20 protein-coding genes are annotated in these 21,070 nt (G+C 72.4%); 10 read left to right on the forward strand and 10 right to left on the reverse strand.

Features of this window, described 5'->3' with window-relative positions; translation table 11 throughout:
- Nucleotides 1-154: 154 nt before the first annotated feature.
- Nucleotides 155-2,062 (reverse strand): transketolase, encoded by a 1,908-nt coding sequence (locus ACIGXE_RS08270; protein ID WP_399744752.1) that lies wholly within the window; start codon nt 2,060-2,062, stop codon nt 155-157.
- Nucleotides 2,063-2,466: 404 nt separating this feature from the next.
- Here ACIGXE_RS08270 and ACIGXE_RS08275 point away from each other — a divergent pair, with 404 nt between their 5' ends.
- From ACIGXE_RS08275 to ACIGXE_RS08285, 3 genes are all read left to right on the forward strand, one after another.
- Nucleotides 2,467-3,990 carry a flavin-containing monooxygenase gene (locus ACIGXE_RS08275; protein WP_399744754.1) on the forward strand — a complete coding sequence of 508 codons (1,524 nt, stop codon included), beginning with the start codon at nt 2,467-2,469 and terminating at the stop codon, nt 3,988-3,990.
- A 40-nt stretch (nt 3,991-4,030) separates the two neighbouring features.
- Nucleotides 4,031-4,996 (forward strand): diiron oxygenase, encoded by a 966-nt coding sequence (locus ACIGXE_RS08280; protein WP_399744755.1) that lies wholly within the window; start codon nt 4,031-4,033, stop codon nt 4,994-4,996.
- Nucleotides 4,997-5,168: 172 nt separating this feature from the next.
- Nucleotides 5,169-7,700, forward strand: a complete 2,532-nt coding sequence (locus ACIGXE_RS08285; RefSeq protein WP_399744757.1) for an FAD-dependent oxidoreductase — start codon at nt 5,169-5,171, stop codon at nt 7,698-7,700.
- 54 nt (nt 7,701-7,754) lie between these two features.
- On the opposite strand, the gene ACIGXE_RS08290 is transcribed toward ACIGXE_RS08285, so the two are convergent.
- The 7 genes from ACIGXE_RS08290 to ACIGXE_RS08320 all read right to left on the reverse strand — a co-directional run bounded on the left by ACIGXE_RS08290 (nt 7,755) and on the right by ACIGXE_RS08320 (nt 14,353).
- Nucleotides 7,755-7,976, reverse strand: a complete 222-nt coding sequence (locus ACIGXE_RS08290; RefSeq protein ID WP_399744759.1) for a hypothetical protein — start codon at nt 7,974-7,976, stop codon at nt 7,755-7,757.
- A gap of 69 nt (nt 7,977-8,045) precedes the next feature.
- A complete protein-coding gene (zapE, locus tag ACIGXE_RS08295; protein WP_399744761.1) occupies nt 8,046-9,110 on the reverse strand; it encodes a cell division protein ZapE in 1,065 nt (354 codons plus the stop codon).
- 8 nt (nt 9,111-9,118) lie between these two features.
- Entirely contained in the window at nt 9,119-9,502 is a 384-nt protein-coding gene (locus ACIGXE_RS08300; RefSeq protein ID WP_399744763.1) for a PEP/pyruvate-binding domain-containing protein, read from the reverse strand.
- A gap of 174 nt (nt 9,503-9,676) precedes the next feature.
- A complete protein-coding gene (locus ACIGXE_RS08305) occupies nt 9,677-10,327 on the reverse strand; it encodes a dihydrofolate reductase family protein (RefSeq protein WP_399744765.1) in 651 nt (216 codons plus the stop codon).
- Between the two features lie 138 nt (nt 10,328-10,465).
- Entirely contained in the window at nt 10,466-11,548 is a 1,083-nt protein-coding gene (locus tag ACIGXE_RS08310) for a PP2C family protein-serine/threonine phosphatase (RefSeq protein ID WP_399744767.1), read from the reverse strand.
- A gap of 639 nt (nt 11,549-12,187) precedes the next feature.
- On the reverse strand, nt 12,188-13,606 hold the full coding sequence (locus ACIGXE_RS08315; RefSeq protein ID WP_399745172.1) for a DEAD/DEAH box helicase: 1,419 nt from the start codon (nt 13,604-13,606) through the stop codon (nt 12,188-12,190).
- Between the two features lie 228 nt (nt 13,607-13,834).
- The gene (locus ACIGXE_RS08320) at nt 13,835-14,353 is read right to left on the reverse strand and encodes a hypothetical protein (RefSeq protein ID WP_399744769.1); all 519 of its coding nucleotides are present in this window, start codon (nt 14,351-14,353) and stop codon (nt 13,835-13,837) included.
- Nucleotides 14,354-14,558: 205 nt separating this feature from the next.
- Here ACIGXE_RS08320 and ACIGXE_RS08325 point away from each other — a divergent pair, with 205 nt between their 5' ends.
- A complete protein-coding gene (locus ACIGXE_RS08325) occupies nt 14,559-15,080 on the forward strand; it encodes a hypothetical protein (protein ID WP_399744771.1) in 522 nt (173 codons plus the stop codon).
- Here ACIGXE_RS08325 and ACIGXE_RS08330 read toward each other — a convergent pair.
- Nucleotides 15,077-15,916, reverse strand: coding sequence for a LysR family transcriptional regulator (locus tag ACIGXE_RS08330; protein ID WP_399744773.1), 840 nt, complete (start codon nt 15,914-15,916; stop codon nt 15,077-15,079). The genes ACIGXE_RS08325 and ACIGXE_RS08330 overlap by 4 nt on opposite strands.
- Nucleotides 15,917-16,021: 105 nt before the next feature.
- On the opposite strand from ACIGXE_RS08330, the gene ACIGXE_RS08335 reads away from it, so the two are divergent.
- From ACIGXE_RS08335 to ACIGXE_RS08355, 5 genes are all read left to right on the forward strand, one after another.
- Nucleotides 16,022-16,747 (forward strand): SDR family NAD(P)-dependent oxidoreductase, encoded by a 726-nt coding sequence (locus tag ACIGXE_RS08335; RefSeq protein ID WP_399744775.1) that lies wholly within the window; start codon nt 16,022-16,024, stop codon nt 16,745-16,747.
- A gap of 91 nt (nt 16,748-16,838) precedes the next feature.
- Nucleotides 16,839-17,063 carry a DUF6193 family natural product biosynthesis protein gene (locus tag ACIGXE_RS08340; protein ID WP_399745174.1) on the forward strand — a complete coding sequence of 75 codons (225 nt, stop codon included), beginning with the start codon at nt 16,839-16,841 and terminating at the stop codon, nt 17,061-17,063.
- Between the two features lie 150 nt (nt 17,064-17,213).
- Nucleotides 17,214-17,885, forward strand: coding sequence for a hypothetical protein (locus tag ACIGXE_RS08345; RefSeq protein WP_399744777.1), 672 nt, complete (start codon nt 17,214-17,216; stop codon nt 17,883-17,885).
- Complete coding sequence (locus tag ACIGXE_RS08350; RefSeq protein WP_399744779.1) at nt 17,882-18,538, forward strand: Fic family protein; 657 nt, start codon at nt 17,882-17,884, stop codon at nt 18,536-18,538. Before ACIGXE_RS08345 ends, ACIGXE_RS08350 begins: the two co-directional genes overlap by 4 nt.
- On the forward strand, nt 18,535-18,969 hold the full coding sequence (locus ACIGXE_RS08355; RefSeq protein WP_399744781.1) for a DUF5958 family protein: 435 nt from the start codon (nt 18,535-18,537) through the stop codon (nt 18,967-18,969). Before ACIGXE_RS08350 ends, ACIGXE_RS08355 begins: the two co-directional genes overlap by 4 nt.
- Nucleotides 18,970-19,283: 314 nt before the next feature.
- Here ACIGXE_RS08355 and ACIGXE_RS08360 read toward each other — a convergent pair whose 3' ends face one another.
- Complete coding sequence (locus tag ACIGXE_RS08360) at nt 19,284-19,739, reverse strand: MarR family winged helix-turn-helix transcriptional regulator (protein WP_399744783.1); 456 nt, start codon at nt 19,737-19,739, stop codon at nt 19,284-19,286.
- A 74-nt stretch (nt 19,740-19,813) separates the two neighbouring features.
- On the opposite strand from ACIGXE_RS08360, the gene ACIGXE_RS08365 reads away from it, so the two are divergent.
- A complete protein-coding gene (locus ACIGXE_RS08365; protein ID WP_399744785.1) occupies nt 19,814-20,641 on the forward strand; it encodes an alpha/beta fold hydrolase in 828 nt (275 codons plus the stop codon).
- Nucleotides 20,642-21,070 lie beyond the last annotated feature (429 nt).

Here is a 21,070-nt window from a genome sequence, read left to right on the forward strand (position 1 = left end):
GGCCCGCCGGCCCGCCCCGCGTCACCGGCTACAGCTCGATTCTGCGCCGGACGCGGGCTCCGGGGCCAGTCAAAGCGCCCGGGAAACACGACAGGGATCGCCGTTACGACGGCGATCCCTGCTACGACGGTCGTCCCCGCTACGACGTTGATCGCTACTTGCCCAGCAGCGTCCGGGCGGCGCGGGCGATGTGGGTGCGGGAGATGCCGGCCGCGTCGAGGAGCTCGTCGGTGGTGCCGGAGCCCGGCAGGCCGTTGACCGCGAGGTGGGCGAAGGACGGCTGGTGGCCGCCCGGGGCGAGCGCGGACAGCACCGCCTCGCCGATCCCGCCCTCGGGGTGGTGGTCCTCGGCGACGACGAGGGCACCGGTCTCGCGGGCGGCGCGGACGAGCGTGTCGGCGTCGACAGGCTTGACCGAGTAGAGGTCGATGACGCGGGCCTGGATGCCGTCGGCGGCCAGTTCCTCGGCGGCGGCGAGACATTCGTGGAGCGTGACGCCCGCGCCGACGAGGGTGACCCGGTCCTGGTCGCCGTGCCGCAGGGTCTTGGAGCCGCCCACCGGGAAGGTCTCGTCGGCGGCGTACAGCACGGGATACGCGCCACGCGTGGTGCGCAGGTAGGAGATGCCGCGCAGGTCGGCCATGGCGACGGTCAGGGCCGCGGCGGAGGTGGCGTCGCTGGGGTAGAGCACCGTGGAGCCGAGCACGGCGCGCATCATGGCGAGGTCCTCGACGCCCATCTGCGAGGGCCCGTCGGCGCCGATCTCGACGCCGCTGTGGGTCCCGCACAGCGACATGGTGATCTGCGAGACGGCGGCCATGCGGATGAAGTCGTGGGCGCGGGTCAGGAACGCGGCGAAGGTGGTGGCGTACGGGCGGAAGCCGCGCACGGCCATGCCGACGGCGTCGGCGATCATCTGCTGTTCGGCGATGTACGTCTGGAAGAACCGCTCGGGATGGGCCTTCTTGAAGTCCTCGCTGTGCGTGGAGTTGCCGACCTCGGCGTCCAGGGCGACCACTTCGGGCCGGACGCCGAGCGCGGCGAGGGCGGCACCGAAGGCGACCCGGGTCGCGACCTCATCCCCGACCTCGTAGCGCGGCAGCTCCACCGACCCCGCCGCGGCACCACCGGCGCCGGCACCGACGCCGGTGGTGCCACCCCCGTCGGGCCCGCCGGCCGGAGGCTTGGGCCCGCGCACCGCCAGGCGGCGGACGCCGCCCAGCTCGGCGACGGCCCGCTCGGCCATGTCCTCGGGCAGCGGCTTGCCGTGCCAGCCGTTCTTGTCGGCGACCTCCGACACCCCGCGGCCCTTGACGGTCCTGGCGACGACGACCGTGGGCCCCGTTCCGTCCGCCGCCACGGTCAGGGCCCGGTCGACCTCCGCCAGATCGTGACCGTCCACCACGAGCGCCCGGCAGCCGAAGGCCTCGACGCGCCGGGCGTACGCGTCGGTGTCCCACTCGAGCTCCGTGGGACCGCTCTGACCGAGACGGTTGACGTCGACGATCGCGACGAAGTTGGCGAGCCGGTGGTGCCCGGCCTTGTCCAGCGCCTCCCACACGGACCCCTCGGACATCTCGCTGTCGCCGCACAGCACCCACACCCGGTACGGCTGCCGCTCCAGGTCGCGCCCCGCCAACGCGATCCCGACCCCGTACGCGATGCCCTGGCCGAGCGAACCCGTGGCCACGTCCACCCAGGGCAGCACGGGGGTCGGGTGGCCCTGGAGGCGGTGGCCGAAGCGGCGGTACGTGGTCATTAGCTCGTCGTCGTCGATCGCGCCGGCGGCCTTGAACATCGCGTAGAGCAGCGGCGAGGCGTGGCCCTTGGAGAAGACCAGGTGGTCGCCCGCGGGGTTGTCGGGAGCCGCCCAGTCGTAGCGCAGATGGCGGGTCATCAGGACCGCCATCAGATCGGCCGCGGACAGGCTGGAGGTGGGGTGGCCGGAGCCCGCCGCCGTGCTGGCGCGCACCGAGTCGACCCTGAGCTGCTGCGCGAGTTCGAAGACCTGGGAGAGGTCGCTGTCGGGTCCGAGCGTGACGGTCGTGGGCGCTGCGGTCATGACGGAGGTCCTTTCAAGCGGAGGAGGCGGGCGGGGGAGTGGTCCCCGGGCGCCGGGTCAGGGGTTCCCGGCTCCGCGCGGTCGATCACGCCCGGCACGCGTCTTCGGCCCCTCGGGTGCGGCATTGACCCTTTTGCGTCTCTCCGCGTGACTCCGCGGCATTCCTCGGCGCACCAGAGGAAGCGGGAAAATATGACCTGGATCACGTTACCGCCGGTATCTGAAACATGGTGTCGCAGGTACATTGCGATGACGGAGGACGACGGCGCTACGGCGCGGACGCCCGTACGGGCCCACCGACGCCACCGACGGGCGCCGCACGCCCTCGCGCGCACCGCGCATACGGTTGCCCTGGACGACCTGAACCACCTGGAAGACCTACCGGCGCACAAGGGAGACGGCCCGTGCAGGAGCAACGCCATGTCGACGTACTGATCATCGGCGCGGGACTCAGCGGCATCAGCGTGGCCTGCCACCTGACCCGGGCCGACCCGGGCCGGACCTACGCCGTTCTGGAGCGGCGCACCCGCATCGGCGGCACGTGGGACCTCTTCCGTTACCCCGGCGTCCGCTCCGACTCGGACATGTACACCTTCGGCTACCGCTTCCGCGCCTGGCACGGCACCAAGACCCTCGCCGACGGCACGGACATCCGGCGCTACGTCCAGGACACCGCCGAGGAGTACGGCGTCACCCGGCACGTCCGCTTCGGCCGCAGGGCGGTCAGGGCGAGCTGGTCCAGCGAGGACGGACGCTGGACCGTCGAGACCCGCGACGAGGCCACCGGCACGACCGAGATCCACACCTGCGTCTTCCTCGTCAACGCCACCGGCTACTACGACTACGACGAGGGCCACCGACCCCGCTTCCCGGGAGAGGAGCGGTTCGGCGGCACGTTCGTCCACCCGCAGCACTGGCCCGCCGACCTCGACCACCGCGGCAAGCGCGTCCTCGTCATCGGCAGCGGAGCCACCGCCGTCACCCTGGTGCCCGCCATGGCCGACGACGCCGCCCACGTCACCATGCTCCAGCGCTCACCCACGTACCTCATGACCCTGCCGCGGCACGACAGGCTCGCGGTCCTGCTCCGCAGGGCGGGCCTGCCGGCGGGCCTGGTCCACCGGTTCGGCCGGTCCCGCAACATCGCGCTGCAGCGGGCCATGTACGCCGTCTGCCGCGCCGCCCCCGGCCTCATGCGCCGGCTGCTCATCGCCGGCGTGCGCGCACAGGTCGGCACGCACGTCGACATGCGCCACTTCACCCCCACCTACCGGCCCTGGGACCAGCGCCTGTGCGTCGTGCCCGGCGGCGACCTGTTCACGGCGCTCAAGAGCGGCAGGGCGTCCGTCGTCACCGACCACATCGAGACGTTCACCGAGACCGGCGTCGTCCTGCGGTCCGGCGAGGAGATCCCGGCCGACATCGTCGTGACCGCCACCGGACTGCGCGTCCAGATCGCCGGCGGCGCGGAACTCGAGGTCGACGGACGACCGGTCACCACCCGCGACCACGTCGTCTACAAGGGCGTGATGCTCGACGGCATCCCCAACCTGGGCATCATCCTCGGCTACACCAACGCCTCCTGGACCCTCAAGGCCGACCTCGCGGCGGAGTACCTCGCCAGACTGCTCCGTCACATGGACCGGCACGGCCACACCCAGGTCACTCCGATCGCGACCGACGCCGACCGCGCCCCCGAATCCGCCATGGGCGACTCCCTCACCTCCGGCTACATCGCCCGCGGCGACGCGGTCATGCCCCGCCAGGGCACCCGCGCCCCCTGGCGCATCAGGAACAACTACTACAGCGACCGCCGCGCCCTGCGGCGCTCCCCGATCGACGACCCGGCGCTCCGCTTCGACCGCCCGCGCCGGCCCGCCGCACCGGCCGAGGACCGCCCGGACGCCACCGGAGCCCCGGTGGCATGAGGCACCGGCCCACCCCACCACCCAGGGATCGAGGACCGCGATGACGACCACCCCACCGACCGCCGGACAGCAGACCTACGAAGAGATCCTCCGCACTCTCTCCGAGGGCTCGGTGCGCGTCCACTTCGACGCGTTCACCGACATAGCCTGGGACGACCCCGACTTCGCCGTCGACCCGAAGGACCCGCGCTGGGTGCTGCCGGAGGCCGACCCGCTCGGCGGTCACCCCTGGTACCGGGCCCAGACACCCGAGCGCCAGGCCGAGATCGGGCTGTGGCGGTACGCCAACATCGCCAAGGTGGGCATGCAGTTCGAGAACGTGCTCATGCGGGGCGCACTGGACTACCTCTTCTCGCTGCGCAACCAGGACCCCGAATTCCGGTACCTCACCCACGAGATCACCGAAGAGACCCACCACACCCAGATGTTCCAGGAGTTCGTGAACCGCACCGGCGTCGACGTGCACGGCGGCCGCCGCTCCTTCCGCGTCGTCAGCCGCCTGCTCCCGCTTGCCGGTTCGGTCCTCCCCGAAGCCTTCTTCACCGGCGTACTGGCGGGCGAGGAGCCCATCGACCACCTGCAGAAGGCGATCCTGCGCTCCGGCGCCGAGGGGCATCCGCTGCTGCGGCGCATCATGCAGATCCACGTGGCGGAGGAGGCCCGGCACATCTCCTTCGCCCACGAGTTCCTGCGCGACAAGGTCCCCGGATTCGGGAGACTGCGCAGGGGCGCGCTGTCCGTGACCTTCCCGGTCATCATGCGCGTCCTCGGCGACGTGATGGTGATCCCCGACCGCAGGACCGCCGAGAAGATGGGCGTCCCCCAGCACGTGATCAAGGACGTGTTCTGGCGTTCCGAGGACGGCCGGAAGCTGCTGCGCGACCTCTACGCCGACGTCCGCATGCTCGCCGAGGACATCGGCCTGATGAACAAGGCGTCCCGCCGCGTCTGGCGGATGCTCCGCATCGACGGACGCCCCTCCCGCTACCGCAGCCAGCCCGCCTGAAGCAGCGCGAAGCCCTGGCGCAGCGCCAAGCACGGACGCCCAGGGACGCCCAGGGATGCCCTGGCATGCCCTGAAGCAGCGCGAAGCCCTGGCGCAGCGCCACGCCTGGCGCCCAGCGATGCCCTGACACGCCCCGAAGCAGCGCGAAGCCCCGAAGCGGAGAGAAGTCGCCATGCCCTACGTCGTCACCCGGTCGTGCTGCGCCGACGCCTCCTGCGTCCTGGCCTGCCCGGTGAACTGCATCCACCCCGCCCCGGGCGAACCCGGCTTCGCCGAGGCCGAGATGCTGTTCGTCGACCCGCGGGCCTGCGTCGACTGCGGCGCCTGCGTGACCGCGTGCCCGGTGGACGCGCTCAAGCCCCACACCAAGCTCACGGCCGCCGAGCAGCCGTACCTCGACCTCAACGCCGCCTACTACGAGGAACACCCGCACGCCTCCCGTACGCCCCTGGCCCTCGTGCCCCGCCCACGCCGGCGGCCGGCCGACGGGCTGCACGTCGCCGTGGTCGGCGCCGGACCGGCCGGGCTCTTCGCCGCCGACGAGCTGCTCCGGCACCCGGGCGTGCGCGTCACCGTCCACGACCGGCTCCCCACCCCGTACGGACTCGCGCGCGCCGGAGTGGCCCCCGACCACCAGGACACCCGCCAGGTCACGCGGCTCTTCCGGGCGATCGAGTCCCAGCCCGGATTCGCGTACCGGCTCGACACCGAGGTCGGCCGGAACCTGCGTCACGAGGACCTGGTCCGTGACCACCACGCCGTGATCTACGCGGTGGGCGCCGCCACCGACCGGCGGCTCGGCATCGACGGCGAGGACCTGCCCGGCAGCGTCTCCGCCACCGACTTCGTGGCCTGGTACAACGGCCACCCCGACCACAGCAGCGCGGTGCACGACCTGAGCGGCGAACGCGCGGTCGTCGTGGGCAACGGCAACGTGGCTCTGGACGTGGCCCGCGTCCTGACCGCCGACCCCGCGGGCCTCGCCCGTACCGAGGTCTCGGACCGCGCCCTGGCCGCGCTATGGGGGAGCCGGATCCGGGAGGTGGTCGTACTCGGCCGGCGCGGACCGGCCGAGGCCGCGTTCACGCTGCCGGAGCTGCTGGCGCTCGCGGCGCTCGACGGGATCGACGTCCTCGTCGAGGGCCTTCCGCAGGACGCGGTGCCGCACCCGGCGGCCCGCAAGGCGGCCGTGCTGGCCGAGCTGGCCGCCCGTACTCCCGTGGCCGGGCGACGGCGCATCGTCCTGCGCTTCCTCACGGCGCCGACGCGGATCCTCGGCGACGACCGGGTCACCGGACTGGAGGTGGCCCGCACCGAGCTGCGCGCGGACGCCGACGGCAGGGTGACGGCCGTCCCGACGGCGGAGCGGGAGGTCCTGGAGACCGGGCTCGTCCTGCGCGCCGTGGGCTACCGCGGCCGGCCCGTACCCGGGCTGCCGTTCGACGAGGCGACGGGCACCGTGCCCCACGAGCGCGGCCGGGTCGCGCCCGGGGTGTACGTGGCGGGCTGGATCAAGCGCGGACCCACCGGCTTCATCGGCACGAACAAGACCTGCGCCCAGGAGAGCGTCACCACACTCCTCGACGACTTCGAGGCGGGCCTGCTCACACCCCCCGTCGGGGAGCCTTCCCCCCCAGCGCACGACGGCGCCCGCAACGCTGCCGCGGGACGGAGCCGCGGCCGTTCCCGCGGCGCACCCGGACGCCGTCGGACTCGAGGGATGGAGGGCCGTAGACGCGGCCGAGCGGGCGGCCGGCGCCCTGCAGGGGCGCCCACGCGTCAAGATCACCGACAGGGAGGCCCTCCTCGCCACCGCCCGCTCGGCGCAGACGGTCCCCGACGAGGGTCCGCCGGCGCCGGGCCCGCAGCCCCGACCGTTGCTCCGGTGGCTCGCGGGCCCTCGCCGGGCCCGCTCCCGACCCCACCCCTGACCCCTCGTCCGCCGACGGGCGGACCGGCGTCACGCACGTATCCTGCGGGGATGGCGGAGACATCGAACCGGGGGGCGGGGGCGGCCGACGGGCGCTCGACGCGGTGGAACGAGCACAGGGCCCGGCGCCAGAGCGAACTCGTCGACGCCGCCGTGGCCGCCGTCGAGGAGGACGGGCCGGGGATCGGTGTGAAGCAGATCGCCGACCGTCTCGGGCTCCCGCGATCGGTGGTCTACCGCCACTTCAAGGACCGGGCGGACCTCGACGAGCTGATCCGCGGGCGCATCGTGGACTCCCTCATGGCCGATCTGGCGCCGACGCTGGAGCCCGACGGCACGGTGGTCGAAGCGGTGCGGCGTACGGTCGAGGTGTACCTCGACTGGATCCGGCGGCACCCGCGGCTGCACGCCTTCCTGGGAGCGGGCGCCCCCGCCGCGGGTGCCGGGGTGGTCGCCGGCACCAAGGCGGCCATCGCCGTCAAGGTCGGCGAGTTGTTCGCGGCGGTCCTCGGCGCCCTGGGCCGGGACCCGGCCCCGGCGCGGTCGATCGCCTTCGGCATCGTCGGATTCGTCGACGCCACGGTCAACCACTGGCTCTCCGACCAGCGTCACGAGCTCACCGGCAGCGAGTTGGCGGACCTGTTGACGTGCTCGATCTGGTCGGTCCTGGACGGCAACCTGCGCGCGCTGGGCATCGAACTCGCCCCGGACCGCCCCCTGTCCGACCTCCTTGGCGACGGGGCCACCGCCTTCCAGGCCATGCCTGGAAAGTAGCTCCAGCGCCCCGCCGTTCAGGGGGCGTCCTCCACGGGGCCCGAGAGGCGCCGCTCAGTGCTTGCCGGCGTTGAGCTTCCTGAGGGCTCCGCCGACGGGGATGAGCCCGTCGCCGTCAGGCCTCATCTCCTGGGGGTCCACCGGAAGGCTCTTGGTGACGGTGGAGGTGTCGACCGGCAGGGCGGAGGTGACGTTGCCGACGCCCGAGGCGTGCGCGGGAACGGCGACGGCGACGCCGGTGAGGGTGAGCACGGCGGCTGTGACGATCTTCTTCATGCCTGCAGGAACGAGAAGCACCGCTTCCGAGTCACGCCGACGGACCACCCGAGATCGTCGAGGCGCCGCTCAGTTCGCCCGCCGGAGCATCGCGAGCCGGCTGGCCGTGCGGTCCAGGTCGCGGGTCAGCGGCTGACCGGCGGGAAGGGCGGCGAGCGGGTCGGAACCGATGAGGACGAGGCGGACGTCCCGGTCGCAGGCGACGTCGACCAGGTTCGCGAACCGCTGCCGCCCGTCCGCGGAGGCCTCGGTCAGCGCGGGCACGCCGTCCAGGACCACGGTGGCGAACCCTTCGGCGAGGGCCAGGTAGTCAGGCACCGCCGTCGCCGTCTCGCAGAGCGCGTCGAAGCCGAGCCAGACGAGATCACCGCGCACCGCCCGGGCCGGAAGCTCCCGCAGATGGGCCTGGACGGTGGTGGCCTCCGCGGCTGCCGGAACGGTGAGGCCGAGCGCCTCCAGGGCGGCGTCACCGGGCGGCACGCACACTCCCGTCGCGAACCGGCGGCGACCGCCGCCCGACCCCTCATCCGCCGCGACGCGGCGGAAGTCCACCGGACCCGTGACGTCCAGGACGTCCATCCGCTCCTCTATGAGCGTGATGGTGGGCTCGAACAAGTGGTGGTAGAGCGGGTCCGGCATCAGTCCGGCGGGCGGGTAGTTGGAGGTGGTGACGAGGGTGATCCGGCGGTCCAGCAGCGTGCGGAAGAGGCGCGCGATCAGCATCGCGTCGCCCGCGTCGTGCGCATGGAACTCGTCGAAGACCAGGACCCGGCTGTCCCCGATCAGTTCGTCGAGAGCGCTGTCGACGGCGCTCTGACCGTCGTGGCGGCCGCCCGGCCTGCTCACTCCGTCGTGGAGCCGCCGGAAGAAGTCGTGGAAGTGCAGCCGGCGTTTACGCCCGGTGGGCAGACCCTCGTAGAAGGTGTCCACCAGCCAGCTCTTCCCCCGGCCCACCGGGCCCCAGACGTACAGGTCGCGGGGCGGCGAGGGGAAGGTCCAGGCCGGCCGGGCGAGTTCGGCCGCCAGGCGGGCCAAGCGGTCGACCGCGGCCTCCTGCGCCGGAGCGACCGAGAAGCCGCGCCGCGCCGCGGCCTCGAGGAAATGGCGGCGCATGGCCTGCTCGTGCTTGGGCACCGGTCAGCTCATCCGTTCGTACGCTGGGGCTCGTCGAGGCATCGGCCGGGATCAGACCGGCTCGGGTGCCGCGCTCGCAGGCTCCAGGACCTCCACCGTCCCGCGGCCTCTTCCAGGGCCGAGGGCAACGGCCCCTCCTCGAAGTACGCCCGGATACGGGCGGCCGCGCCCGTGTCCGACGCGGCGTCCGCTTCGGACGCGGCACCGAGCTCCGCGCGTATGCGCTCGGCCACGCCGGTCGAGGTGACGAACTCCTGGTAGGCGGCGGTCGTCACATGGAACCCACCCGGTACCGGTAGCCCCCCGCGCGCGAGCTCGGCCAGTGCCGCACCCTTACCCCCCGCCGTCTCCAGCGTGGCGGCAGCAGCGTCCAACGGCAGCACGAAGTCCATGCCCTGATCCCCCCGACTCGGCACTCGACTCGACAAGGCGTCATGATCGCATAGGGGCGATGGCGTTGCGGCCGCACAATCTCAGCGCTGACACGGATTGCCGGGCAGAGGTCGGGCTCCTGGAGCGGGAGCAACGGGGGAAGGCCGCGGCCGGGCCGCGGCCGCGGCCGCGCGTCACTTCCGCCAGAAGAGGTGGTGCGTCACGCCGCTCGGGCTGGGCACGACCTCCAGGTGGAACCGGTCGAGCAGCTCGTCAGGCGACTCCCACAGGCGCAGTCCGGCTCCGAGTCTCACCGGCGAGACCACCACGTGGAGGGTGTCGACGAGGTCGGCGTCCAGGAACTGCCGGATGGTGGTGACCCCGCCGCCGAGTCGGACGTCCTTGCCCTGTGCTGCCTCCCGCGCCCGTTCGAGGACGGTGGCCGGGTCGCCGTCGACGAAGTGGAACGTGGTGTCGCCGAGCGTGAACGAGGGACGGTGGTGATGGGTCATGACGAACACCGGCGTGTGGAATGGGGGCTCGTCACCCCACCAGCCCTGCCACTCATGGTCCTGCCAGGGCCCGCGCTGCGGTCCGAACTTGTTGCGGCCCATGATCTCGGCGCCGATGTTGCGGGCGAAGTCTCGCGTGAAGTAGTCGTCGAGACCCCGGCTGCCTCCCGGCTCCGTGCGCATGGGCCAGCTCGCCGTGGCGCCGGCCCACGCGAACAGCCTCTCGGGATGGTCGAGGCCGAAGGGCCGGTCGAGGCTCTGGTCCTCACCGGCACCGGCACCGACACCGTCACTCGACACGTTGAAGTTCATGACTCTCAGCAGCTGTTCCATGGGTTCCCTCGTCCGTTCCTGTCGCAAGGTCGCGCGGCGAAGGGCCGCACACTACGACGTCGAACGGGAGACGGCCGGATCGACACCCCGCCCGTAAGTCTCCGAACCTGAGGCGCCCGCAGTGGACCGCCGAGCTGCTCACGTCCGGTCGCGGGAAGGGTGCCATTCGACGAGGAGGATGGTGGCGTCGTCCCGGAGGCGGTGGTCCTGGTGGTGCAGGAGCTCGTGCACCAGGCGCCGCAGGGCCTCGGGGGCGGGGTCGCCCGCGGCCATGGCGCGGATCACGGTGTCGGCGAGCCGCTCCTCGCCGAAGAGGTCTCCCAGGGGGGACCGGGCCTCGGTGACGCCGTCGCTGTGGACGAGGATCCGGTCGCCGGGCTGAAGACGTGTCCGGTGCACGGTGGGCGGGGACGACGTGTGGAATCCCCAGCCGAGGGGCAGGTCGGGTTCGCGTTCGAGCCCACGCGGCAGGACCCGGCCGTCGCGGATGAGCAGCGGCGGCGGATGGGCGCAGTTCACCCAGGTGAGCGTGCCGTCCTCGGTGTCCAGCTCGGCGATGACCGCGGTCATGAGCCGGTCGGTGAACCACTCGTCCAGGACCTTGTCGATCGCGGGGACGATCTCGGCGATGCTGCCGCCGGAACGGCGTGTGGCGCGACAGGTCGCGAGGCCGGCCGCGCTCGCGCCGCCGGAGGCGAGATCGTGCCCCATGGAGTCCAGCAGCGTCAGGTGCAGGGCGCGCTCGGTGAAACTGTGATCGAAGGTGTCGCCGCCGATGTCGTACGCGGGCTCGAGCACTGCGGAGGAGGTCACCCGCGCGGTACCGATGGTGCGGGGTGGCAGGAACGCCCACACCAGCTCGGCCTGCACTGTCATGTTCCGCCGTCGCCCGGCCTCGACCAGCGGATCGTTGTGGGACGACTTGGACACCAGCAGCAGCGCGGCCACACCGGCCAGCGTCTCGCACCAGCCGACCAGGTCCTCGTCGAGATCGGGCGCACTGGCTTGCAGCACCCCGAGCCGCTCGACGCCGTCGATCATCGGCGCCCAGACGGTGGAGCCGTCCGGCGAACGCTGTGTCCGCTCCAAGCGGTAGGCCGATCCCGCGGGCGAGCTGTCGATGTCGAGCAGCTGTTCCCCGGCCGTCACCGGCTGCGGCAGGGCCACGAGGCTGGTCTGCTGGAGATCGGTCACGTACACGCACGTGCTGCTGAGACCCATGCGCCGGCCTGTTTCGTACACAAGCCCGGCGAGGTCCCGGCCCGGCACCAGATGTGCGGCGGAAACGAGATCCCTCAGCAGCTGCTCGTGAGACTCCATGACAAGGCCCTCCGCCGGCTCGCCGGTCGCGGGCAGGCACACCGAGCGTAGCGTCCGACGAGGCCACGGGCACGCAAGGGAGCGCCGCTGGGGGGAGGGGGGAGCGCAGGCCGGCGGCTGTGACGCCTGGCGCAGTTGGTGTGCGGCGGGTGAGCGGGGGTGAAAGGGCGGCGGGTGCCGGGTGCCGGGTGCCGGGTGCCGGGTGCCGGGTGGCGGGCGCTGGGCGGCTGGCGAGGGCAGCGGCCGATGGCCCTCGACCCCAGCGGCCAGCGGGCCGGCGGTGAGTGGTCGGGGCGTGCGGCCAGGCGCCCTGAGGCCGACGCGGGCTGGCCGCGGGGGCGTACTGCGTGGGCTGGTCGTCCCGGTCCGCGGGCGCGGGCTGGTCGTCCCGGTCCGTACGGCCCCGGGGGCCGGCCAACGCGCGGGGCCGTACGGCGCGGGCTGGTCGCCCCGGTCCGCGGGGCCGCAGGCTGCTCGTGCCGGTCCGTACGACGCGCGGCCGGCGGCGGGGATCCGTACGGCGCGCCGCCCGACCGTCGCCTACCCCCCGCGCCGTACGCGGGCGGCCTTGCGGGCCTCGGCCGTGCGCCGGGCCTCGGCGGACTTGCGCGACTCGTTCTTGGCGCGGCCGGGCTTGCCCGGAACGGTGCCCCTGCCACGGAACTCGCCGCCGCGCCGGTCGCGGCCCGCGGAGGCGGAGGTGGCGCCGTCGGGGGTGGCCGAGGGGGCCTTGGCTCCGGTGATGCGCCGCAGCTCGGGCTCGCCGGGGCGGACGTTGGTGGTACGGGGCCGGATGCCCGCCTCCGAAAGGAGACGCGCCATGTCGCGGCGCTGGTCGGGCAGCACCAGCGTGACGACGCTTCCGCTGGCGCCCGCCCGTGCCGTACGGCCGCTGCGGTGGAGGTAGTCCTTGGCGTCGGCGGGCGGGTCGATGTTGACGACGAGGTCGAGGTCGTCGACGTGGATGCCGCGGGCGGCGACGTTCGTCGCCACCAGGGCGGTGACGGCCCCCGTCCTGAACCGTTCCAGGGTGTCCGTGCGCTGGGGCTGGGACTTGCCGCCGTGCAGCGCGGCGGCCCGGACTCCGCTGCCGACGAGGTGGCGGGTGAAGCGGTCGACGGCCTGCTTGGTGTCCAGGAACATGATCACGCGCCCGTCGCGTGCGGCGATCTCCGTGGCGGTGGGGAACTTGTCGGCGCCGTGGACGTGGAGCACGTGGTGCTCGACCGTGGACGCGGTCTCGTCGGCGAGGTCGGCGTCGTGGACCACCGGGTCCTGGAGGTACCGGCGGACGAGGTGCTCGACGTCCTGGTCCAGCGTGGCCGAGAACAGCATCCGCTGCCCGTCGGGCCGCACCTGGTCGAGCAGCTCGGTGACCTGGGGCAGGAATCCCATGTCGGCCATCTGGTCGGCCTCGTCCAGGACCGTGATCTCCACCTGGTCGAGCCGGCAGTCCCTGCGCTCCACGAGGTCCCTCAGGCGGCCCGGGGTGGCGACGACGACCTCGGCCCCGGCCTTCAGCTCGGTGGCCTGCCGACCGGACTGCAGGCCACCGACCACGGTGGCGAGGCGCAGCCTCAGAGCCTCCGCGTACGGCGCGAGCGCCTCGGAGACCTGCTGGGCCAGCTCGCGGGTGGGCACGAGGACCAGGGCGAGCGGCTTCTTGGCATCGGCGCGCCGGCCGGCCGTGCGGACCAGAAGCGCGAGCCCGAAGGCGAGCGTCTTGCCCGACCCGGTACGGCCCCGCCCCAGGACGTCGCGGCCCGCGAGCGCGCTGGGCAGGGCGGCGGCCTGGATCGGGAACGGAGCGGTCACCCCTTGGCCGGCCAACGCCGCCAGAACCGCCTCGGGCAGCCCCATGTCCTCGAAACGCTCCACGGCCGGAAGCGGCGGGGTGCCGGTGTGGCCGGCGAGATCGGCGAGGCCGGCGAGATCTCCCGTACGGGCCGTGCGGTTCATGGATGCCATGCCTTCGTCTGGAGGGGTGCGCGACCCCCAAGGAAAACACGGCAAGGAGGAGCCGGCCGAATCCCTTGGGCACTGCCCGCCGGATCACGTGCCGACGATGCCTCGGGCGACGGACTCGGAGCCAGGCGGATCGTGCTCGTGATCTACGCGGGACCGGGATCGAAATCGGGATCGCGCCTCCGGCGCCAGGCCCTCGGCCGCCCACGCGCGGGAAGCGGTTCAGCGGCCGTAGGCACTACGGCAGAGAGCGGGTACGCCATAGGGGACCTGAAGGCGTTCGGCCTCGCGGCAGAGCTGGCGCATGTCGGCCGGCTTGCCGACCGGCCGGGGCTGGGCGGGGTGCTTGGGGGGCTTGGCCGTCCGCGTCCGGTGGGGCTTCTTGGACGGCTTGGTGGCTTCCGGCCGCGCCGATCGCCGCGCGGAACGGTGGTGGGCGGGGGGCGCCGGGCGATCGGCGCGCCCGGCGGCCGGCGAACCGTGGGCCTTGGCGCCCCGGCCCGGTGGGGAGGTCGGCGAGGCGCTGTCCGGGAGCGGCTCGGTGGAGTCGAGGGCTTCGCGGGGCGCGTCCTGCGTGGGGGCGGGCCAGTCGCGGGGGAGCGGGGCCGGCGGTCGGTCGTCGGCGGGGGAGAGACCCGCGGGCGGCCGGGCCGACGGCGGGGTGCTGGGGATGGCGACACAGCCGGTGACGGCGAGGAGGAGGCAGACAAGGAGGACTGGTGTGGTGCGGCGCGGGTGCATGATCCCTACGATCGCGGAGGGCCCTGTGGCGGCGGGCGTGGCTGGCGGGTAAGCCACCGTGACGGGTGACAGAGGGGGCCGCTCCGAGGAGCGCCCTCGTCTCCGATCTCGGAGCTCCGATTTCCGGGCTCCGATCTCCGAGCTCCGATTTCCGAGCTCTGATCTCCGAGCTTCGGCTGTCCGCGGCGCGTGGCACCATTCCGTCATGTTCAAGGGGGAAGCGCCTGCGACGCCGGCTGAGGCGGTGCTGGAACTGCGCGAGATCGCTCACTCATGGGTCGACGGGCAGCACACGGAAGCAGAGTCCTTGACCGAAGCCGCGCTGCGTGCGCTGTGCGGCGGCCTCGAGACGCCGTCGCTGCTGCACCTCGCCGCGCTGAACCGCTGCGAGCACGATCTGGCCCCCGAGCTGTTCGGCCGCGTGATGGACGAGCTCGGTTTTGGATTCCACCCGCCTGAGGACTACTGGGAGGGCCGGTTGGCGCTCGCCCGCTGGTGGGCTTCCGAGATCGTGGGCGGCTGGCTCGACCCCGCGGACGGCATCGCCCTCATCTTCTACAACGTGGCAGAAGCCTACGGCCGCTGCGAGGAGTTGAACCCTCTGATCGACGCGGTGGCGGCGCACTGGGAGAACGGCGGATCGAAGGGCTCCCCGGAAGAGATCACCGCGCAGCTGAACCAGATCGCCAAGGAGCTCCTGGCCCGCATCCCGCCTCCCGCCCGCTAGAGGCGTGTCGCGGTGCGGACGAGGTCGGCGACGGCTTTGGATCTGCTGTGTGGTGGCCAGGCGATGACGGTCGTGACAGCCGGTGCATCCGGCACCGGCACCGTCGCGTGATCGTCGCGCAGGTGGGCTCGGAGGGACTCGGGCACGACCGCGCAGGCCCGTCCGAGCGCGATCAACTGGAACAGCTGGGTGTGGTCGCGCACCTGCGGCCCAGGCCCGTCCGAATAGCCCCCGCCCGGTCGAGGCCAGCGTGGCAGGGGCAGGTCGGTCAGGGTGGTGACCTCGGCCATCGACATATGAGGTCGGCCGGCCAAAGGGTGCCCCGCGGGCAGGACCACGACCTGCCGTTCGGTGCGCAGGTCCTCGGTGTCGAGTCCGGCCGTCGTGTCGAAGGGCCGCTGCAGCAGAGCAACGTCGGCACGCCCGTCGCGCAGGAGCCTTTCCTGCTCGCCGGGCCCGCACAGCATCACCTCGACGGCAACGGCGCCGGGCTCGGCGGCGTAGGCGTCCAGGAGCTTCGACAGCAGTTCGCCGGCCGCTCCGGCTTTCGTGGCCAGCACGACACCGGGCAGTTCGGCAGCTGCGCGGCGGGTACGGCGCTCGGCGGCTTCGACCGCGTCGAGTGCGGCCCGGGCCTCCCGCAGAAGCACCGACCCGGCCTCGGTCAAGGTGACTGCGCGAGCAGTGCGGTGCAGCAGAACCACTCCGAGCCGTCGCTCGAGCTGCTGGATCGCCCGCGACAGCGGTGGTTGCGCCATGGCGAGCCGCTGCGCCGCCCGCCCGAAGTGCAACTCCTCCGCGACGGCGACGAAGTACCGTAGCTCCCGCGTCTCCACCGCGTCATCGTATCCGGCGCTGACCAGGATCGATATCCGTGCGGTATCACCGCCCACCCAGTCGGTCTTGGACGTCCTACCCGAGTCCGCCCGACGCTTGACGACATGAGTGAACAGACGATCGCGCTGGTGACCGGTGCGAACAAGGGAATCGGATACGAGATCGCGGCGGGCCTGGGCTCCCTCGGCTGGCGAATCGGCGTGGGCGCGCGGGACCAACGGCGCCGCGACACCGCGGTGGAGAAGCTGCGCGCAGCCGGGATCGATGCGTTCGGCGTTCCGCTCGACGTGGCGGACGACGCGAGTGTGGCCGCCGCGGCCGAGCTGATTGCCGACCGCGCCGGAGGGCTCGACGTCCTGGTCAACAACGCCGCGATCACCGGCGGTATGCCGCAGACGCCCACAACGGTCGATCCGGCGACCGTACGAGTCGTCGTGGAAACCAACGTGATCGGGGTCATCCGCGTCACCAACGCGATGCTGCCCCTGCTGCGCGGCTCGGCGTCGCCGCGGATCGTGAACATGTCCAGCAGCGTCGGCTCGCTCACCCTGCAGACCACGCCCGGCGTCGATATGGGCCCGGTTCCCGCTGCGTACTTGGCGTCCAAGACGTTCCTCAACGCCGTCACCGTCCAATACGCCAAGGAACTGAGCGACACCAACATCCTGATCAACTCCGGCTGTCCCGGCTTCACCGCCACCGACCTCAACGGCTTCCAGGGCGTCCGCGCTCCCCAGCAGGGCGCGGCGATCGCGATCCACCTCGCGACCCTGCCCGACGACGGACCGACCGGCGGATTCTTCGACGACGGTGGAACAGTGCCCTGGTAACAGCCTCAGCGCACGGCCACCGCTACTCATCGTGGTCTGTGACGTCGACGAGGAGTCCTGCGGTGGCCGTCGGCCACCGCAGGCCCTGGCGGTGCCGAGAAGTTGTTCCTGGGACATCCCGTACATCGGCACGTCGAGAGACGGCCGGTACTACGTCGAAGGACCGAGTCGAAGCAGCCCGCGGATCGCTGAGACGGACAGTGCGCAGGCCGCAGTGGCGATGGTCATCGATCGTCTGCCGCCAGGCTGCGGCCCCGCCTTCATCGGCAACGCAGCTGAACTGGCCGCCTACGAGAAGGCGACAGACTGCGGGTAGGGCGGGGCCGACCCGCAGAAACCGAAACTTTGGCGGCTGTGACTCACCGCCCCCATCCTGCCTGGAACCCGTCTCGGCCCGGGGAGCGGCCATGGGTTCGTTCGCCTAATCGGCTTGGTGTTTCAGCGGCCCTCTCGGCAGAGTGGCACCGTGACTGAGCTGTGGGCGCACACCCTGACCTGGGCAGAAGTGGATCCTTCGCGACATCCGTTCGAGCTGGACGACGATGCGGCAAAGGCGTTGGCCGAGGCTCTGGCACCCCTGCTGCCCGGGGCAGCCGCCATCGAGGAGAACCGGTGGCGTTCGCTGGATCCGGTCACCGAGTTTCTCGTGGAGCGGTACGGCCGGTGGGCCTGCGGATGGAACTGGTCCGTGGGGGAGGGCGACAAGGACGGCGGAGTCGTCGGCGTGTGGTGCTGTGCCGCCGATTCCGTGACGACGGCCGACGAGACCTCAGAGCTGGTCGTCGCGGCCCTGCTGGAATGGCGTGACTGGCTCGAGGAACTGGCAGAGCGCTTCGCCGCCCTCGCACCGCCGGAGCCCTCGGCCGGATCCTCGGTGGACCCCTGGCACTGGGAGCGGGCATGCACGCGGCTGGTCACCGTCGTGGCCGCCCGGACCGAGGCCGAGAGCGGCTGGTACGGGCACTGCATGCAGGTCCTGGCGTGGTTCCTCACGTACAACGGCGTCGACGAGGAGCGGGCCCGGGAGGTCGTGGAGAGCGCGGTCGGTGGCCGCTTCGACAGTTGGATCGCGCCGGAGGCCACGGTGGTCGACGCGGTGAGTTCACGGTTTGCCCGGACCGTGGGAGACCAGGGATGACTTCCGCGCCCGTCCGCCAGAAGGACGCCCTCGCCGACTGGCTGAGCATCCGTACGGAGATCTCCTGGCCGCGCTGGAACTGCGCGGCGCCTGCTGCGGGACCGCCGGTACCCGACGGCTTCCGCGACTTCTTCACCAGCACACGCGCCAGCCGCGACCCCCAAGGCGCCGCCCGGGTTCTGACGGCCCTGGATCACGCTCTCGCGGACGCGAAGCAGCACAGGCGGCTGACCTTCGCCCTCATGGCGGACTGGCAGCGGACCGTGCTCCATCGCGACGTCGTCGGCTTCCGCATGGTGCCCGCTTTCGCGAAAGGAGGACGAGAGCGGTACGGCCTCGCGCGCGACACACAGGCGCGGTTCGACCAGTGCTTGTCAGAGAGCACTCAGCCCGATCTGCCCCTGCCCTCGCGCGCTGCCCGGACGTACCTCGACGTCCTGTTCTTCCATCCGTTCGAAGACGGCAACGCCCGCGCGGCCATGCTGGCGCTGGCCTTCGTCCTGGCCCGTGAGGGTGTCTCCCTCGACCAGGTGCACCCGCTGCAGGTCACCCGCTGGGCCGACGACGCCGACGGCGCGGCCGATCTGGCTGTGCTGCTCGGAATCCTGATCACCGCGGCGCGGCGCCGCCCGCTCCACGGGAGCCTCTCGTGAAGGACCGGGACGTCATACTCAACGAACTGGCCCAGGGACTACGCCCGCTGCCACAGGGCATCGAGTGGTTCGACCGCCTCGGCTCCGAGGAACAGTCCGAGGTGCTGATGTGGCTGCGTTATTACTGCATCCAGGCTCGCGCTGTAGACGAGGACGGACCGGAGAGCATCCGGCGCGCCGGACTACGCCCCACGCACACCCCTGCGGTACTGATCACCCGCGGCCGGATCGACCAGCAACTGAGGAAGATCGTCGGCCTCACCCCGGTCGACGAACGCCGCAAGTCGTTCCGCCTGCTGGTCGCGCTGCTCGCCGTCGCGGACGCCCGGCGCCGCGAGCGCTTCTGCTCCGGGGGCTGCGGTCACTGGTGGCACCAACTGTCCGCCGTTGATCCCGCCGACCCCGCGATCGAGGCGGATGGGACATCGTGAGTCCTGCCCCCCCGGAAAGCAGGCAGTCCTGGCGCGCGCGGCGGTCTGCGGGTCACGCGTTGTGGGGCGAGGCCGGCGCCGGCTTCGGAGTGGCGAGGAAACCGGGGCAGCGGAACTTGCCTCCGCTCCCGTCCAGTTGCGAGTGTTGACGCCACGCGAGCGGGTGGGCGCCGCGCAGCACTCGGGTGTTCTCCCGGAAAGAACCACCGGCCCACAGCGGCGTGCCGCCCAGCTCGCGGCCGTCGTGAATGCGGCACTCCGCAGCTCCGGCCGCCGGCCGCCCCGGCCCATGTCGCCCCCCGCGGCCACGCTCTTCAGGCCGAACGCGCCCGCCCGACGGACTCCAGCACCGACGTCAGGAAGCGGCGTACGGTCTCCAGCTCGGCGGCCTCGAAACCTTCGGCAGCCGCCAGCACCTCGCCGATGACCGGGCCGAAGAAGGCCCACCCGAGTTCCGTTGCCTTCTCCTCCACCTCCAGCAGCACGCGTCGCCGATCGGCCGTGTCCCTGCTGCGCCGGACCAGTCCGAGTCGCTCCAGCCGATCGATGAGGGCGGTGGTCCCGGCCGAATGCAGCCGCAGTTGCTCGCCGAGCCACCCGGGCGTGGCACGGGTGCCGGCCCGTGTCGCGTCCAGCAGGTGGATCAGCGCGCGTACGTCGGTCGGATGCAGTCCGTGCCGCGCGGCGAACTCGGCGCCAAGCAGGTCGAATTCCACCGTCACGGCGCGCAGCACGTGCACCAGTCCCAGCGCCGGATTCTGCTCGTGCACGCCCCACGCTCCCTCGGACCCGAGCTCTTAATATCTCGCTGAGCGAGATTATCGCCGAGCGAGAGGAATGCCCAGTGTCCCTGTCAGCTTTCGATCTTGCCTACGGCGAACTCCGAACCCGCTGGCCCGAGTCCACCGAGGAGCGCGACGTCGTGACGCCGTACGGGCGCACCAGGGTCCACGTATACGGTCCGCAGGACGGCAACCCGCTCGTCCTGCTCCCCGGCGGCTCGGCCACCGGCCTGGTCTGGTTCGCCAACGCACCGGCCCTCGGCAGGCGATACCGAGTCCACGCGGTCGATCTGCTGGGCGATGCCGGCCGCACCGAACGCCGGGGCGCGCCGCTGAGGAACGCGGACGATCTGACAGCCTGGCTGGATGCGCTCCTGGACGGTCTCGGGCTCGCCCGCACGCACCTGTGCGGTCACTCGTACGGCGCCTGGCTGGCCGTCAGGTACGCCCTGCACGCACCGCAGCGCGTGCACCGCCTCGCCCTCGTCGATCCCACCCAGGTCTTCGCCGGATACCGCCCCGGCTACCTGCTGCGCGCACTGCCCACCCTGATCCGCCCGAGCGAGGCCCGTGCCCGCGCCTTCCTGGCCTGGGAGACGGGAGATCTCCAGCCGGACGAGGCCTGGCAGCGCCTCTACGCGTCGGCCACCACGGTTCCCGATCGCACGCTCATCTCGGGCGGCCGCCCTCGGGTCGCCGACCTCCGCATGCCGGTGCTGGCCCTGTTCGCGCGGCAGAGTCGCGTCCACCACGCCCTCAGGGCAGCGGACAGGGCCCGCCGGACGCTCTCGCAGGGCGAGGTCGCTCTCCTCGCCGGAGCCACCCACCACTCCCTGCCACTCACGGCGCCGAAAGACATGAACGATCGCCTGATGGACTTCCTGGGCTGACAGGCGCTTCGACAGCGGCCAACCGCGCCCCCGCCGCTCACTGACGCATGGTGCCTGGCTGCGCGGAAGGTTGTCCGGTTTGGGTGATCGATTAGGGTTCCGATGTCTGTTGTGCGCCCGGGCGTGCATTGTGCGCCGGGGTGGTGTGAGGGGGAGGGGCTTGGGGTGGCAGAGATGTCGCAGGCGGGGCACGGCGCGGGGGACGGGCAGGGCGGCGGAGAGACCGGGGCACCCGCGGGCCCGCCCGCCCCGGATCCGGCCGGGCCGCAGCCCGGTCCGACCCCAAACCCGTGGGGCGCACCGTGGCCCGGGCCCACCCCGGGTCCGTGGGCCGCACCGCAGGCCGGCCCAGGGCATGCGACCGGTGCCGGTGCCGGTGCCGGTGCCAGTGCCAGTGCCAGTGCCAGTGCCAGTGCCGTCGCCGGCCCG

Origin of the sequence: Streptomyces sp. NPDC053431 (assembly GCF_044544925.1) — a bacterium.
Lineage (GTDB): Bacteria > Actinomycetota > Actinomycetes > Streptomycetales > Streptomycetaceae > Streptomyces.